Origin of the sequence: Ensifer sp. WSM1721 (assembly GCF_000513895.2) — a bacterium.
Taxonomy (GTDB): domain Bacteria; phylum Pseudomonadota; class Alphaproteobacteria; order Rhizobiales; family Rhizobiaceae; genus Sinorhizobium.
In genome coordinates this window covers 1-14,134 of the sequence record NZ_CP165782.1, presented here as the reverse complement: position 1 = coordinate 14,134, position 14,134 = coordinate 1, and the positions used below count along the sequence as shown (strand labels likewise).

Genomic DNA, 14,134 nt, shown 5'->3' with positions numbered 1-14,134 from the left:
ATAGGGTAGGGCCGATCCAGCTCAGATTTGCGACTGCAATGTGGAACCCCACAGACCCCACAACCGTTTATTTTCGCGGGCTGCGATTGACTCTCTTCGACACAGCGGATATGAGCCCGCCGCAATTTCCGGAGGACGACAACTCCGCTCCGGCGATGCTTCCGCGCGGTCCGTGCTGAAAAGCTTGGATGACGGAAGCGCTTGGAATAGACTGGATACGCAAGTCACGAACGAGAGAGGAAACTCCATGAGTGTGCGTGTATCCGGTAAACATATGGAAATCGGCGATTCGTTTCGCTCGCGCATCGGCGAGCAGATCCGACAGGCCGTAACCAAATATTTCGACGGAGGATATTCGAGCCAGGTCACTGTGGAAAAGTCGGGCTCGCGCTTCAGCGCCGACTGCAAGCTTCATCTCGATACGGGCGTGGTCTTGCAGGCGAATGGCCAGGCGAGCGAACCGCAGGCGGCCTTCGATACGGCTGCGGACCGAATTGAGAAGCGGCTCCGGCGCTATAAGCGCAAGCTCAAGGACCATCACAACGGCAATGGTCAGAATACCGCCGAAGTGGCCTATCGGGTGATGGACTCCGTTCCCTTCGAGGACGAGGAAGTTCCCGAGGATTACGCGCCGACAATCGTCGCCGAAACCACGAAACAGTTGCGAACGATGTCTGTCGCCAACGCCGTCATGGCTTTGGACATGACGGACGAGCCGGTGCTGATGTTTCGTAGCCCCGGCAAGGAAGACCTGAACATCGTATATCGGCGCAACGATGGAAATATTGGCTGGATCGACGCCGCCAATATCAAGGCATGAGTGGCACGAGGGGAAGGCCGGCATACCCGGACTTCCCCGCGCTCCGATCAGCGGGAAGGCGGAAAAGTTCGACTTTTCTGTGCATCAGACCCGCCCAGAGAAAGATGGGTAGAGCCAGCACGACACATTTGTGCTGAGATCGTCAGGCTCTAACCGGCGAACGAGGATAAAAGAATGGCATTGGCAGGCTTGCTGCATCAAAATGCGATCATCCCGGCCATGAGGGCCAACTCGAAAAAGCAACTCCTACAGGAATTGGCGGCAAAAGCATCGAAACTCACCGGTCTGCCGGAGCGGGAAATCTTCGACGTCATCCTGCAGCGGGAGCGGCTCGGGTCGACCGGTGTGGGCAACGGCATCGCCATCCCGCACGGCAAGCTCGGCAAGCTTCCATCGATCGTCGGCATCTTCGCGCGGCTCGAGACGCCCGTCGATTTCGAGGCGCTCGACGACCAGCCGGTTGACCTCGTCTTCCTTCTACTGGCTCCGGAAGGCGCCGGCGCCGACCACCTGAAGGCCCTGTCACGGATCGCGCGCGTGCTGCGCGACCACGACATGGTGACGCGCATCCGGGCGAGCGATTCTGCGAGCGCGATCTACACGCTCCTTAACGACGACGCCACCTCGCACGCCGCCTGAACGCCTACTGCATGTTTCCTTGAATCGGAAAAACATGCGGCAATTCAAAGTGCTACAGCGAGCTTTGCGCGACCGATAAGACTGCGGCCCCAGTAAAGCCGACAACGGTCGAGCTGGTCGATGAATGGGCGCAACAGCGCCCGGGCCGGAGATGCTGAGTCCGTTGCCATCACCGAATTGATGCGCGCCGCCCGCAGCCATTTTTACGCCTCCCGCCGGGAGGCTCGGGTGCGCCGACCCCGTATCGCCCATGGGATCTCGACAGGCTTCCCTTCGTCAATAATACTTCCGACCTGCAAGGCGGTCGCCCGTCAAACCCTTCGGGGAGAGCGGGATGGGGAAGGAGCGAGGCGATGACGGGCAGGCTTTCGGGGAAGATTGCGTTGATCAGCGGCGGTGCGGGTGGCTGTGGGCTCGCGGCTTCCCAGCTCTTCGCCCGCGAGGGCGCCAAGGTCGGCATCGTCGACCTGCCGAAGAGCAAGGGCGAAGAGGTCGCCGCCGCCATTCGCGCCGAAGGCGGCGAGGCGGTCTTTGCGGCCGCGGACGTCTCGGTTTCGGCCGAGGTCACCACCGCCGTTCAAACTGTCGAGCGTGCCTTCGGGCCGATAACGGTGCTCTTCAACCACGCGGGGATTCTCGCAGTCGGCCCCTTCCTCGAAACGCAGGAGGAGGAATGGGACCGGCTGATGGCGGTGAACGTGAAGAGCATGTTCCTGATGACCAAAGCGGTGCTTCCCGGCATGCTTCAGGCGGGCGGCGGCAGCATCATCTGCACCTCCTCGATCTCCGCGGTCGCCGCGACACCCATGGAAGTGCTCTACGACACGACCAAGGGCGCCTGCCACATGTTCGCCCGCGCGATCGCCGTCGAGTTCCGCGACCGCGGCATTCGCTGTAACGCCGTCTGCCCGGGCTTCATCGCGACCGACCATGGCAAGCGCGAAATCGCGGGCCTGACGAAATACGGCGTCGACGTTTCGGAGGCGGCAATCGCCGCCCAGCAGGGACGGATGTGCGACCCGAAGGAGGTCGCCCATGCCGCACTGTTCCTGGCGAGCGACGAGGCGAGCTTCATCAACGGCACGCATCTTTTCGTCGACAATTGCTTCACTGCGGTCTGAGGGGAGACAAGAATGCTGCAAGAGGGCGGCCACTGGCGAAACTGGGTCGGAAACCAATCGTGCATCGTCCGTCATAGGGGCGCGCCGGAGAGCGAAGCCACCCTCGCCGAGATGGTGCGCGAGGCGACGAGCGCCGGCCTCAACGTGCGCTGCGCCGGGTCCGGTCATTCCTTCACCCCCGTCGCCCTGACGAGCGGCCTCATGCTGACGCTTTCAAGCATGCAGGGCGTCGTCCAAATCGATGAGGCGCGCAAACGGGTTTCGGTCAAGGCCGGGACGACCATCAACCAGCTCGGCAAGGTGCTGAAGTCGAACGGCCTGTCGCTGATCAACCAGGGTGACATCGATAGCCAGGCGCTTGCCGGCGCGCTCACCACCGGCACGCACGGAACCGGCGCGGCGCTTGGCAACATGGCCTCGCAGATCGTCGGCATGCGTCTCGTCCAGCCCGACGGCTCGATCCTGGTCGTCGACGAGACGACGCCGGATCTGCTTGAGGCCGCGCGGGTCTCCGTCGGCATGCTAGGCGTCATCTCGGAAATCACGCTTCAGGTGATGGACAGCTATAACCTCTATGAAAAGCTGTGGCGCTGCGATTTCGACGAATGCATGGAACAGCACGACGAGCTTGCGGCGAAGCACCGGCATTTTGGCTTCTTCTGGTGCCCGCTCCCTGAAAGCCGCCATTGCTATTGCTTGCCGGACACCTCCTCGGTCTCGACGACGGAGAAGACGGCCGATGTCTGCGAAATGAAGGTGATAGACATCACCGACCGGCCGCCGATGGAAGGCAACTTCGAAAGGATCGCCTATTCCTCGGAAATCTATCCGATCGAATACGTGCCCAACTTCCATGAACTGGAATATGCGGTGCCGGTCGCGCACGGAAAGGACGCCGTGAGAGCAGTGCGCAAGCTCATGCTGGAGAAGCACCCGACCTGCATCTACCCGATCGAATATCGCTTCACCGCCGGCGACTCCGGTTGGATCAGCCCCTTTTACAAGCAGGACTCGATAACCCTCTCCGTCTCCGGCGAGCCGGGTACCGACTACTGGGAATATCTGAAGGACGTCGACACGATCCTCAGGCAATACGGCTCGCGCCCCCATTGGGGCAAGCTGCATTTTCTCGGCGCAGAGGACATGGCCGCGCTTTACCCACGCTCGGGGGACTTTCGCGCGCTGAGAGCCAAAGTCGATCCGGAAGGCCGCTTCCTAAACGACCACCTCCGGCAGCTGTTTGGGTAGCTCGCGGTGAAGAGAATGGTGGGAGTGCCTCGCCGGCCTGCCGCATTCTCTAAAGCGATTCCAGGAAAGTGTCGTCATACTCGGGCTTGACCGGGTCAAGCCCGAGGATCCATTCACGAGGAGCAGCGAGATTCGAAAAGGCATGGCCAGCCACCCCAGAATACGCGACCTGGTGCTCGCATATCGCGGGGCATGCGTGCGGCGTGGATCCTCGGGTCAAGCCCGAGGATGACGATGAGGTGAGGTGCAGGGGCGATCAAGAAGCAGCTTAGAACGGGGCGACGAAGCATTCGACGCATCGCCTAATTCCGCACAAAACAGCAAGCTCCGCGCATTCACAAGAACGCGCGGCGCTTCGACGTGATCGTCAAGCCATCCGCGATCAGGCAGCCGGCGTCTCGTTTTCCGAAGCAGGCACCTTCGGCCCACCCTTGGCAACGCCGACCATTGCCGGGCGCAGGACCCGCTCGCCGATGGTGTAGCCGGCCTGGACGACCTGCACGACCGTGTTGTTCGGAACCTCGGTGTTGGGAACCTCGAACATCGCCTGATGGAAATTCGGATCGAACTTCTGGCCGGTTGGCTCCAGCTTCTTCACGCCATGGCGTTCGAGCGCTGCGAGCATCGAGCGCTCGGTCATCTCGACGCCTTCGATCAGCGCAGTAAGACCGGCATCGCCGGATTCCCTCGCCTCGGCCGGGATGGCTTCCAGCGCGCGGCGCAGATTGTCGGAGACCGCCAGCATGTCGCGCGCGAAACCGGCGACGGAATAGGACTTTGCATCCTTCACCTCACGCTCGGTGCGACGGCGTAGATTATCCATCTCGGCGGCGAGGCGAAGATATTTGTCACGCAGCTCCGCGTTTTCCGCCTTGGCGAGCTCCAGCGGGTTCGGCGCGGCCGTGGAAGCGTCGGCTTCCGTCTGCTCCGCCGCTTCCGGCGCGGCAGCCTTTTGATTTTCTTCCGGCGCCGCGGCCTCAGGTCCGTTCTTGTTCGTTTCGTCGGTCATGACGTTCTCCGAATGTGTTTTCTTTGGTGCGTTCGGCATCATCAAACCAGCGGAAGTCGCTTTGCTTGAACGTTCTGCTGCCTGGATTTGAAGCCGATATCGAGGTTTGAGCCCGAAAAATCAAGGGTCCTTCCGTCCATCGGCCGAAAGGATTGTCTGAAGCGAGGAAAACGGCCGGCCGCGCTACCTAAGTAAATTCCATGCGTGTCGTCATCCCAAAACCGCTCCACACTTTTGGGCGACATGCATCAGCGCGACAGACGTGACATGAGCTGCGCGGTGTAATCCACCATGGGAACGATGCGGGAATAGTTGAGCCGCGTCGGGCCGATGACACCGACGGCACCGACGATGCGGTCGTCCTCATCGCGATAGGGCGCGACGATCAGCGACGATCCGGAGAGCGAAAACAGCTTGTTTTCGGAGCCGATGAAGATACGCACACCCGGGCCGCTCTCCGCAAGGTTGAGGAGTTCGATCAGGCTGTCCTTCTTCTCAAGGTCGTCGAACAACATGCGCAGCCGCTCGATGTCCTCGGTCCCCTCCAATCCTTCGAGCAGATTGGCGCGACCGCGCACGATGAGCCGCGCCGGCTGGCCGTCGTCCTCACTGCCGGACCAGATCGCCAGCCCGCGCTCGACCAGATCCTGGGACAGGGCGTCGAGTTCGCCGCGGACCGTCTCCTTGACCTTTTCCAACTGCGTGCGCAGTTCGGCGATCGTCTGCCCGGCAAGATGAGCGTTGACGAAATTGGCGGCTTCCGTGAGCTGTGCACTGGTGATCCCGGCGGGCAGCTCGATGATGCGGTTCTCCACCTGGTCATGATCGCCGACCAGGACGGCGAGCGCCTTGGTCGGCGCCAGGCGGATGAACTCGACGTGCTTGAGGACGGGATCGCTCTTGGTGGTGATGACGAGACCGGCGCCGCGCGACATGCCGGACAGCATCTGGCTCGCCTCCGCAAGAAGGTTCTCGACCGGCTGGTTTCGATTTCCCGGGCGCACCTGCCGCTCGATCGAGGCACGCTCCTCGGCGGAGAGGTTGCCTACCTGCATGAAAGCATCGACGAAGAAGCGCAGGCCCATCTGCGTCGGAAGTCGGCCGGCACTGACATGGGGCGAATAGATGAGGCCCAGATCCTCGAGATCGCTCATCACGTTGCGCACGGAAGCGGGCGACAGCGACATCGGCAGGAGCCGCGAGAGATTGCGCGAGCCGAGCGGCTCGCCGCTTTCCAGGTAGCTCTCGACGATGCGGCGGAAGATCTCGCCGGAGCGCTCGTCCAGCGTCGATGCGATGCCCTTGGTTTCCGGGTTGCGCAGTACCATGTCACTCCATGCGAACGACCATTCCTATGCCGCAGAATATAGTAATCCGCACCGGCTATGGCAAAAGGGAAAAACCCTCCCCGCCCTGATATCCGTTTGAGCCAACAGAATTGTTTCCATTTCGCCGGGAAAGGCTCTAGAAGGCTCAGCAGAGACGATAGGAGTTGAAGATGCGGCCATCCGGCAGAAAAACCGACCAAATGCGCAAGGTGTCCTTCGAGCGCAATTTCTCCAAGCACGCGGAGGGCTCTTGCCTCGTGCGCTTCGGCGACACGCATGTGCTCTGCACGGCAAGCCTCGAAGAGAAGGTTCCCGCCTGGCTGCGCAACGGCGGCAAGGGATGGATCACCGCAGAATACGGCATGCTGCCGCGCGCAACCGGCGAGCGCATGAAGCGCGAGGCGGCGGCCGGCAAGCAGAGCGGCCGCACGCAGGAGATCCAACGGCTGATCGGACGGTCGTTGCGCGCCGTCGTCGATCTGCCGGCGCTCGGCGAGCGCCAGATTTCGATCGACTGCGACGTGCTCCAGGCGGACGGCGGCACCCGCACCGCCTCGATTACCGGCGCCTGGGTTGCCCTCCACGACTGCCTGAAATGGATGGAGGCGCGCAACATGATCAAGGTGGAGCGGGTGCTGAAGGATCATGTCGCCGCTGTTTCCTGCGGCATCTTCGCCAGTCAGCCGGTGCTCGATCTCGATTATCTCGAGGACTCGGCTGCCGAAACCGATGCCAATTTCGTCATGACCGGCAGCGGCGGGCTGGTGGAAATCCAGGGAACGGCAGAAGGCCAGCCCTTCACAGAGGAAGAATTCGCAAACCTGATGCAGCTTGCAAAGAACGGCATCGCCGAGCTGATCGAGCTGCAGAGGCAGGCGATCGCCGGTTGAGTTTGCGCGGGGTTCCCGCACAGACGCGCGCGCATGAAAGGAGCGGACTTGGCCCCGGCATTCGAAGGCATTCTGGAAACCGCGCTTTACGCGGACGATCTCGACGGTGCCGAGGCTTTCTATGGTGGCGTGCTCGGTCTGGAGCGGATCACGCGCGCGGGCAACCGGCATGTCTTCTTTCGCTGCGGCGAGGGCGTGCTTCTGATCTTCAACCCCAACGAAACGGTAAAGCCGCCGCCGGCCGGTGCCCTTCCCGTGCCGCCGCACGGCACGAAGGGCAACGGGCACATGTGCTTCCGCGTCGCGGCGGAGGCGCTCGACGGCTGGAAGGAGAAACTGGAGGGCGCCGGCATTTCGATCGAGGCGGATATCCGCTGGCCGAACGGCGCCCGCTCCTTCTATTTCCGCGATCCGGCCGGGAACAGCCTCGAATGCGCGGAACCAGGCCTCTGGGCCAAAGACTGAATGCGCTTGAACGGAACGGAACAGGATGCGCAAACTGGTTGATAAGACGCTCGTAGTCGCGAGCCACAATGCCGGCAAGATCCGGGAGATCCGCGATCTCATCGGCCCGCTCGGCTTCGAGGCAAGGTCGGCGGCCGACCTCAACTTTGTCGAGCCGGACGAGACCGGTACGACCTTCGAGGAAAACGCCAGGATCAAGGCCCTCGCCTCGGCGAGGGCCTCCGGCCTGCCGGCGCTATCGGATGACTCCGGTCTTGCCGTCGACGCGCTCGATGGCGCTCCCGGCGTCTACACGGCCAATTGGGCCGAGCGCGAGGACGGCAGCCGCGACTTCGCCATGGCGATGGAGAAGGTCGAGAAGGCATTGCGCGAGAAGGGAGCCACAACGCCCGGAAGCCGCGCCGCGCGCTTCGTTTCCGTGCTCTGCCTCGCCTGGCCGGACGGCCATGTGGAGCTTTTTCGCGGCGAGGTCGAAGGCGAGGTGGTCTGGCCGCCGCGCGGAACGAGCGGTTTCGGCTATGATCCGGTCTTCCAGCCCAAGGGCTATGAGACCACATTCGGTGAAATGAGCGCGGAAGAGAAGCACGGTTGGAAGCCGGGCGACGCGAAAGCGCTCTCGCATCGCGCTCGCGCCTTCAAGCTGTTCGCCGAGACCTGCCTCGGCGCGTGAGAAAACGATGATTTTGCAGATGGCCCCGCTTTCGGTGATCGGTGACGGCATGGATCCCGGCTTCGGCGTCTATGTGCATTGGCCGTTCTGCGCGGCGAAATGCCCCTATTGCGACTTCAACAGCCATGTCCGCCACCAGCCGGTGGACCAGCCGCGCTTCGTCGCCGCGTTCCTGAAAGAGATGGCCGCTGTGCGCGCGCTTTCCGGCCAGAGGACCGTGACCAGCATATTCATGGGCGGCGGCACGCCGTCGCTAATGGAGCCACAGACGGTGGAAGCGATCCTCGACGGGATTGCTCGCCATTGGCATGTGCCGGACGCTATCGAGATCACCATGGAGGCCAACCCGTCGAGCGTGGAGGCGACGCGCTTCCGCGGCTATCGGGCGGCCGGCGTCAATCGCGTCTCGCTCGGTGTCCAAGCGCTGAACGACCGCGACCTCAAATTCCTCGGCCGACTGCACAATGTCGAGGATGCCCTGAAAGCCGTGCGCCTGGCGCGCGAGATTTTTCCTCGCATGTCTTTCGACCTGATCTATGCTCGGCCGAAGCAGACTGTGGAAGACTGGGAGCGAGAGCTGAAAGAAGCGGTTTCCTACGCCGTCGACCATCTGTCGCTCTACCAGCTCACCATCGAGGAAGGCACGCCCTTCTACGGGCTGCACAAGGCCGGCAAGCTGGTCGTGCCGGACGGCGAGCAGTCGGCTCTGCTCTATGAGGCGACGCAGGAGATCACCACTGCGATCGGCATGCCGGCCTACGAGGTCTCGAACCACGCGCGGCCCGGGGCCGAAAGCCGGCACAATCTCACCTATTGGCGCTATGGCGATTATGCGGGAATCGGACCCGGCGCGCATGGGCGGCTCACGGTCGGCGGCTCCAAGGTCGCGACTGCAACGGAACGCAATCCCGAGACATGGCTCAGTCTCGTCGAGGAGCGCGGCGACGGCACCGTCGAGCGGGAATTGCTCGATCTCGAGGCGCAAGCCGACGAGCTCTTGCTGATGGGCCTCAGGCTTCGGGAGGGCGTGGACCTGGCCCGCTGGCAGAGCCTGTCGGGCCGCGATCCCGATCCCGCCCGGGAAGAGTTCCTGATCGAGCATGGCTTCGTCGAACGCATCGGCAATTCGCGGCTGCGCTGCACGCCCGCCGGCATGCTGATCCTCGACGCGGTGGTGGCTGACCTCGCCTGCTGAGATCTCTTCTTCAATCGTTCTTCTTCACCGGCGCGACGATCCCCCAGGTGACACCGAAGGGATCTCGGAGCTGGCCGTAATAGTCGCCCCAGAAGGCGATTTCGAGCGGCATCGTCACTTGCGCCCCCGCCTCCACCGCGCGCTTCCACCAGAAGTCGGCATCGTCGACAATGAGGTGCAGCACAAAGCCTTCCGGCGGCTTCCAAGGATAGCCGAATTCCGGGAAGGGGTCGTTGAGCATCAGCGCGCCGCCATTGATTGTCAGATGGCAATGGATGAGCCGCTTTCCGTCCTCGGCATATTTGCGGTCCTCCTCCTTGGCACCGAAGGCGCGGCGGTAGAATTCCGCGGTGGCATTCGCGTCCTGCACGTTGAGATAGGCGACGACGCCGGCCATCGGCGGATGCGAGGGCGCCTGCCAGTCGACTTCGGACTTCGGGTCGAGATCGACGGCCGCCTTGACGCTTCCATCCATATAGAAGGGGACGGATTCGTGCTGATGGGCGATCTTCCATCCCCTGTCGGTGCGCTTCAAGCCCAAGGTCAGACGGTACCAGAGTGCCGGCTTCTGCCCGTCGTGCTTCTCGCCGGACAGATGCGCCAATGCCGTCATGAAAGCGACGTCGCCGCTTGCGGATATATCGAGGTCCTGAAACGTGAAGCCGAGCTGCCCCTTCCACGTCGAGAACCACTGCTCAAGGCCATCGGGATCCGAGTCCGAAGCCTTCAGGGGCGGCGCAAGCGAAAAGATGACCGAATTCTCCGTGCCATGGGCGAGGACACGAGAAGCATCCTTCCGGCGAATGGCTTCAGCCCAATCTTCGATTACCGCCTTGATCTCTGCCACGGCTGCAGTCCTGCTTTCGGTACCGGACATGATCCACCCTCCTCTCAGAGTTTTGCGACAAGCGCCGCAAGCTGATCGGCGCATTGGCCCCAGCCCTCATGGAATCCCATTTTCTCATGCGCTTCCCGGTCCTCGACGCTCCAGTGCAGGGCGCGGGCGGTGTAGCGGGTCTTGCCGCCCTCATCCTCGAAGGTCATGACGGCCGTCATGAATGGCTTCTCGGAGGGCTTCCAGGCCCCCGTATAGGCGTCGGTGACGACGATCTTCTCGTTCGGCACGACCTCAAGATAGACGCCCTGGTTGGGGTAGAGCTCACCATCCGGAGAGCGCATGACAAAGCGGTTGGTGCCGCCCGGCCTGACATCGAGCTCCGCTTCCGTGATGGTCCACGGCAAGGGCGCGAACCATTGCTTCAGAAGTTCCGGATCGGTAAAGGCGCGATAGACCTTTTCGCGCGGTGCATCGATCAGGCGGGTCAGGACCAGTTCGCGTTCGCCGGCGGGTTTGGTGTCAGTCGCTGCAGTCATTTTCGAATTCCTCCATATTGGTTTTGATCCAAGGACGAAGGAGGGGGCCGGTTGCCGACAGCCGCCGGAAGTTTTTATCGTTTTTCTTCTGCGACAACCGCCGGAGCCGCCTCGCCATCCAGACGATCGAGCTGCATCCGGATATAGGCGGCCTCCGCCGCATTGGTCGCCAAGGCGATTGCCCGGTCGAAGGCGACGCGCGCTTCGCTTCTGCGCCCCACCTGCTTAAGCAATGCGCCACGCAGGCCGTGATAGTAGAAATAACCGGAGAGCCTGTCGCCAAGCGACTCGACGAGCGCCAGCGCGGCTTGCGGCCCCTCGCGCTTCGATACGGCGACGGCGCGATTGAGCGTGACGACGGGCGACGGCTGGAGGCGCTCGAGCGCCCGGTAGAGCAGGTCGATCTCCTCCCAGTCCGTCTCTGCCGGGGTCTTAGCGCGCGCGTGCAACGCCGCGATCGCGGCCTGAATCTGATAGGGACCGGGGCGGCGATGACGCATCGCCTTGTCGATCATCGCCAGCGCCTCGGTGATCATCGGCCGGTTCCACAATCGCCGGTCCTGATCCTCAAGCAGGACGATGGCGCCGTCGGCGTCGAAGCGGGCTCGGGCGCGCGAATGCTGGAGGAGAAGCAGCGCCGTCAGGCCCATGATCTCGGGCTCCGCCGGGAACAGCCGCAGGAGCAGCCGGGAGAGCCGGATCGCCTCGTCGCAAAGATCGGCGGAGACGCCCTCCGGCCCGTTCATCGCCGAATAGCCCTCATTGAAGACGAGATAGATCATGGTCGCGACGGCCGCGAGCCGCTCTGCGCGATCGGCGGCATCGGGCGTCTCGAACGGAATCCCGGCGGCGGCGACCCGCGCCTTGGCGCGGGTGATGCGCTGCTCCATCGCTGCCTCGCTGACAAGGAAAGCGCGGGCGATCTGCTTCACGGAAAGGCCGGAAACGATCCGGAGCGCGAGAGCGATCTGCTGAGTTGCCGGCAAAGCCGGATTGCTGCAGACGAAGAGCAGCCGCAGGATGTCGTCGCGATAATGCGACCCGTCCAGGCGCTCGGCGAGCTCTGCTTCCCTGTCTTCGAGATCCGAGAGCAGGTCCTCCGGCGGCAATGCCGTCTCGCGCGATTGGCGCCGGACTTGGTCGATGCCGCTGTTGCGACCGACGAAGATCAACCAGGCAGCCGCATCGCGCGGCGGGCCGGTGCGCGGCCAAGTCTTCAATGCCCGGATACAGGCCTCCTGGAAAGCTTCCTCCGCCTGGTCGAGATTGCGGAAATAGCGCAGGAGCGCGCCCATTGCCTGCGGCCGCGCGGACACCAGGGCGAGATCGATCCAGGCTGTGTCGGTCATGAGGGAAACTCACCGGGTTTGTAGAGAGCAAGCGGGCGGATCTCGTAGGAGCCGGAGCTCGGATTGGCGGTGCTCAGCTCGCGGGCGAAGTCGAGCGCCTCGTCGAGCGAGCCGCAGTCGATCAGGTAAAAGCCGAGCAATTGCTCCTTGGTTTCGGCGAAGGGGCCGTCGATCACGATCGTCTCGCCGGTGCCGTGCCGCAGTGTCGTCGCCGCGGTCGTCGGCAGGAGGCGCGCCACCGGACCGAGCTTGCCGGCTTCGACATACTTGCGTTGGACGGCGGTAAGATCACGCATGACCCTGTCGTCCTCCTCCTTACTCCAGGCACTGGTGACGCTTTCATCATTGTAGCAAAGCACCGCATAAAGCATTGGGAACTCTCCGCTCTGATCTGAAGACGATTGGAGCAAGTGATAGCCGACAAGCGAGGCGAAAAAAATGCTTGGACGCGCTTCGTCTGAATATTCGGCGGGGTGGCGAGCCTCTCCACGCCGAGCTTGCACCGCGCGCAAGCACATGCGCAACAAAAAGGCCCGGCGGAGCCGAGCCTTCGTAAGCTTCTGCTTACCTTGCGATCACGCTACTCGTTGATCAGACGCTTCAGGAGCTCGATTTCGTGACTGAGCTTCGTGTCGCCGGCGATCAGCTCCTCGATCTTGCGCACTGCGTGGAGCACGGTCGTGTGATCGCGGCCGCCGAAGCGGCGGCCAATCTCCGGGAAGGAGCGCGGCGTCAGCGTCTTCGACAGATACATGGCGATCTGGCGCGGCTTGACGATAACGCGGGTGCGCCGGTTCGAGACCAGTTCCTGGCGCGAGACGTTGTAATGCTTGGCGACGACGCGCTGAATGTCCTCGATGCGGACGCGGCGCGGCTCGCCGGCATTGACGAGATGGCCGAGCAGTTCGTCGACCCGTTCGATCGAGAGCTGCGGTTCGAAGGAGCGGCGGAAGAGAAGCTGATTGAAGGCGCCCTCCAACTCGCGGCCGCTTGCCGTGACGTTACGGGCGACATGGCACAGGATCTCCTGCGGAATCTCGAGCGAAGCGTCGTCCTGGCGCGCCGCTTCGAGCCGGCGCTTCAGCATCTCGAGACGCATTTCATAATCGGGCCCTTCCATCTCGATCGCCACACCGCCCTGGAGGCGCGAGCGAACGCGGCTGTCGAGCGATTCCAGCTCCCAGGGAGCCCGGTCGGCGGCGACGACCACCTGCTTGGCGGAGTCAAGCAGCATGTTCAACAGATGGCAGAACTCGTGCTGGATCGACTTGCCCTGAAGGAACTGCATGTCGTCGATGACGAGCAGATCGATGTTGCGCAGCGATTCCTTGAGCGACAGCGCGTCATTGTCGCGGATCGCGGTTGCGAAGCGCCACATGAAATACTCTGCCGTAAGATAGACGACACGCGGTGATCGCGCGCTCTGAAGCGCCGCAAGCGCGATCGCCTGCAGGAGATGCGTCTTGCCGAGGCCGACGCTCGAATGGATGAAGAGCGGATTGAACCGCACCGCCCCGGCACCGGCCTCGGCGATCGTGCGCGCTGCCGCGAGCGCCACCCGGTTCGACGAGCCTTCGACGAAGCTGTCGAAAGTGTAGCGCTGGTCGAGCGGCGAGCCGAAGAGCGGCGCCTGCGCCGGCCTTTGGACCGTCGCCAGCGTTGCCGCCGCGGCGGCTGCGATCGGTTGCGCTGCCGTCGCGCGGCGGGTTGGCGCCGGCGGAGCTTCGACGGCCGCCGGCAGCGGCTCTTCCTGGGCGGCCGCCGGGCGCTGACCGCGGGTCGCGGTGCGCACGAGGATCTCCACCTTCAGGATCTCGCCGTCCTCCTGCTGGAAGAGCGTGGTGATCAGATCGAGATAACGGTTGTTGATCCAGGATTTGAGGAAGGTCGTCGGCACAGAAAGGCGCACGACGCTCTTCGATACAGAATGGAGCTTGAGGCGTCCAAACCAGCTTGCGAAGACATCCGGACCGACCTGGGCTTTCAAACGCGCACTTACCCGCTCAAAAAGTGCGTCATGCCGCAT

General features: G+C 63.0%; 15 protein-coding genes. 8 read left to right on the top strand and 7 right to left on the bottom strand.

Going from position 1 to position 14,134, the window contains the following annotated elements; all coding sequences use genetic code 11:
* The first annotated feature begins 247 nt into the window (after positions 1-247).
* The 4 genes from hpf to M728_RS00060 all read left to right on the top strand — a co-directional run bounded on the left by hpf (position 248) and on the right by M728_RS00060 (position 3,828).
* Positions 248-820 (top strand): ribosome hibernation-promoting factor, HPF/YfiA family, encoded by a 573-nt coding sequence (hpf, locus tag M728_RS00075; RefSeq protein ID WP_026619572.1) that lies wholly within the window; start codon positions 248-250, stop codon positions 818-820.
* Positions 821-994: 174 nt separating this feature from the next.
* Positions 995-1,459, top strand: coding sequence for a PTS IIA-like nitrogen regulatory protein PtsN (gene ptsN, locus M728_RS00070; protein WP_026619571.1), 465 nt, complete (start codon positions 995-997; stop codon positions 1,457-1,459).
* A gap of 353 nt (positions 1,460-1,812) precedes the next feature.
* Positions 1,813-2,580 carry an SDR family NAD(P)-dependent oxidoreductase gene (locus M728_RS00065; RefSeq protein ID WP_026619570.1) on the top strand — a complete coding sequence of 256 codons (768 nt, stop codon included), beginning with the start codon at positions 1,813-1,815 and terminating at the stop codon, positions 2,578-2,580.
* A gap of 12 nt (positions 2,581-2,592) precedes the next feature.
* Complete coding sequence (locus tag M728_RS00060; RefSeq protein WP_026619569.1) at positions 2,593-3,828, top strand: D-arabinono-1,4-lactone oxidase; 1,236 nt, start codon at positions 2,593-2,595, stop codon at positions 3,826-3,828.
* A gap of 382 nt (positions 3,829-4,210) precedes the next feature.
* On the opposite strand, the gene grpE is transcribed toward M728_RS00060, so the two are convergent.
* Positions 4,211-4,837 (bottom strand): nucleotide exchange factor GrpE, encoded by a 627-nt coding sequence (grpE, locus tag M728_RS00055; protein ID WP_026619568.1) that lies wholly within the window; start codon positions 4,835-4,837, stop codon positions 4,211-4,213.
* Positions 4,838-5,085: 248 nt separating this feature from the next.
* Positions 5,086-6,165, bottom strand: a complete 1,080-nt coding sequence (gene hrcA, locus M728_RS00050; RefSeq protein WP_026619567.1) for a heat-inducible transcriptional repressor HrcA — start codon at positions 6,163-6,165, stop codon at positions 5,086-5,088.
* A 170-nt stretch (positions 6,166-6,335) separates the two neighbouring features.
* On the opposite strand from hrcA, the gene rph reads away from it, so the two are divergent.
* Genes rph through hemW form a run of 4 tightly spaced genes read left to right on the top strand, consistent with a single transcriptional unit; the run spans position 6,336 to position 9,385 of the window.
* Positions 6,336-7,055: a ribonuclease PH gene (gene rph, locus M728_RS00045; protein WP_026619566.1), complete on the top strand. Its 720-nt coding sequence runs from the start codon at positions 6,336-6,338 to the stop codon at positions 7,053-7,055.
* A gap of 48 nt (positions 7,056-7,103) precedes the next feature.
* Positions 7,104-7,520, top strand: coding sequence for a glyoxalase/bleomycin resistance/extradiol dioxygenase family protein (locus M728_RS00040; RefSeq protein WP_026619565.1), 417 nt, complete (start codon positions 7,104-7,106; stop codon positions 7,518-7,520).
* Between the two features lie 25 nt (positions 7,521-7,545).
* Positions 7,546-8,190 carry an RdgB/HAM1 family non-canonical purine NTP pyrophosphatase gene (rdgB, locus tag M728_RS00035; protein ID WP_026619564.1) on the top strand — a complete coding sequence of 215 codons (645 nt, stop codon included), beginning with the start codon at positions 7,546-7,548 and terminating at the stop codon, positions 8,188-8,190.
* Between the two features lie 7 nt (positions 8,191-8,197).
* On the top strand, positions 8,198-9,385 hold the full coding sequence (hemW, locus tag M728_RS00030) for a radical SAM family heme chaperone HemW (RefSeq protein WP_051440836.1): 1,188 nt from the start codon (positions 8,198-8,200) through the stop codon (positions 9,383-9,385).
* A 10-nt stretch (positions 9,386-9,395) separates the two neighbouring features.
* Here the strand turns inward: hemW and M728_RS00025 are convergent, their stop codons facing one another.
* From M728_RS00025 to dnaA, 5 genes are all read right to left on the bottom strand, one after another.
* Positions 9,396-10,262 carry a nuclear transport factor 2 family protein gene (locus M728_RS00025; protein ID WP_026619562.1) on the bottom strand — a complete coding sequence of 289 codons (867 nt, stop codon included), beginning with the start codon at positions 10,260-10,262 and terminating at the stop codon, positions 9,396-9,398.
* A gap of 14 nt (positions 10,263-10,276) precedes the next feature.
* Positions 10,277-10,759, bottom strand: a complete 483-nt coding sequence (locus M728_RS00020) for an SRPBCC family protein (protein WP_026619561.1) — start codon at positions 10,757-10,759, stop codon at positions 10,277-10,279.
* Between the two features lie 74 nt (positions 10,760-10,833).
* Positions 10,834-12,108, bottom strand: a complete 1,275-nt coding sequence (locus M728_RS00015; protein ID WP_026619560.1) for an RNA polymerase sigma factor — start codon at positions 12,106-12,108, stop codon at positions 10,834-10,836.
* Positions 12,105-12,479, bottom strand: coding sequence for a YciI family protein (locus tag M728_RS00010; protein WP_026619559.1), 375 nt, complete (start codon positions 12,477-12,479; stop codon positions 12,105-12,107). Before M728_RS00010 ends, M728_RS00015 begins: the two co-directional genes overlap by 4 nt.
* Positions 12,480-12,688: 209 nt before the next feature.
* Entirely contained in the window at positions 12,689-14,134 is a 1,446-nt protein-coding gene (gene dnaA / locus M728_RS00005) for a chromosomal replication initiator protein DnaA (protein WP_034883185.1), read from the bottom strand.

What these genes read in the sequence shown, in the direction of transcription:
- hpf (WP_026619572.1), top strand. Translation starts at nt 248, where the DNA reads ATGAGTGTGCGTGTATCCGGTAAACATATGGAAATCGGCGATTCGTTT.
- ptsN (WP_026619571.1), top strand. Translation starts at nt 995, where the DNA reads ATGGCATTGGCAGGCTTGCTGCATCAAAATGCGATCATCCCGGCCATG.
- M728_RS00065 (WP_026619570.1), top strand. Translation starts at nt 1,813, where the DNA reads ATGACGGGCAGGCTTTCGGGGAAGATTGCGTTGATCAGCGGCGGTGCG.
- M728_RS00060 (WP_026619569.1), top strand. Translation starts at nt 2,593, where the DNA reads ATGCTGCAAGAGGGCGGCCACTGGCGAAACTGGGTCGGAAACCAATCG.
- grpE (WP_026619568.1), bottom strand. Translation starts at nt 4,837, where the DNA reads ATGACCGACGAAACGAACAAGAACGGACCTGAGGCCGCGGCGCCGGAA.
- hrcA (WP_026619567.1), bottom strand. Translation starts at nt 6,165, where the DNA reads ATGGTACTGCGCAACCCGGAAACCAAGGGCATCGCATCGACGCTGGAC.
- rph (WP_026619566.1), top strand. Translation starts at nt 6,336, where the DNA reads ATGCGGCCATCCGGCAGAAAAACCGACCAAATGCGCAAGGTGTCCTTC.
- rdgB (WP_026619564.1), top strand. Translation starts at nt 7,546, where the DNA reads ATGCGCAAACTGGTTGATAAGACGCTCGTAGTCGCGAGCCACAATGCC.
- hemW (WP_051440836.1), top strand. Translation starts at nt 8,198, where the DNA reads ATGATTTTGCAGATGGCCCCGCTTTCGGTGATCGGTGACGGCATGGAT.
- M728_RS00025 (WP_026619562.1), bottom strand. Translation starts at nt 10,262, where the DNA reads ATGTCCGGTACCGAAAGCAGGACTGCAGCCGTGGCAGAGATCAAGGCG.
- M728_RS00020 (WP_026619561.1), bottom strand. Translation starts at nt 10,759, where the DNA reads ATGACTGCAGCGACTGACACCAAACCCGCCGGCGAACGCGAACTGGTC.
- M728_RS00015 (WP_026619560.1), bottom strand. Translation starts at nt 12,108, where the DNA reads ATGACCGACACAGCCTGGATCGATCTCGCCCTGGTGTCCGCGCGGCCG.
- M728_RS00010 (WP_026619559.1), bottom strand. Translation starts at nt 12,479, where the DNA reads ATGCTTTATGCGGTGCTTTGCTACAATGATGAAAGCGTCACCAGTGCC.
- dnaA (WP_034883185.1), bottom strand. Translation starts at nt 14,134, where the DNA reads ATGCGGCATGACGCACTTTTTGAGCGGGTAAGTGCGCGTTTGAAAGCC.